This is a genomic window from Cobetia sp. SIMBA_158 (assembly GCF_046566945.1).
Classification (GTDB): Bacteria; Pseudomonadota; Gammaproteobacteria; order Pseudomonadales; family Halomonadaceae; genus Cobetia; species Cobetia amphilecti.
In genome coordinates this window covers 1-271 of the sequence record NZ_JAWJYL010000386.1, presented here as the reverse complement: position 1 = coordinate 271, position 271 = coordinate 1, and the positions used below count along the sequence as shown (strand labels likewise).

Here is a 271-nt window from a genome sequence, read left to right as displayed (position 1 = left end):
CTATTTCATAACCAAAGTCTAACAGGAATGATTTTTCAATTTCCTTTTTTTCAAGCTCTTCATTTTTTATAATATTAGAAACTGCTACAGATAGTTGTGGAGTGATTCCCTTTATAATTTCCCTAAATTGTTGCGTAAAACTTTCAGATTTATCAGAATAAATATGTAAAAAACCAATAGGCTTATCCGCATTCCATAACGTAGTCATAAGAACTTCCTTTATACCACCTTCATAATTTATTCGTAAAAAAACCGGACTTTCAGGCAAATC

1 protein-coding gene is annotated in these 271 nt (G+C 30.3%); it reads right to left on the bottom strand.

The window, feature by feature from the left end; translation table 11 throughout:
* Nucleotides 1-271: hypothetical protein (locus R2R70_RS20395; RefSeq protein ID WP_410978962.1), on the bottom strand; the 271-nt coding region annotated here is incomplete at both ends.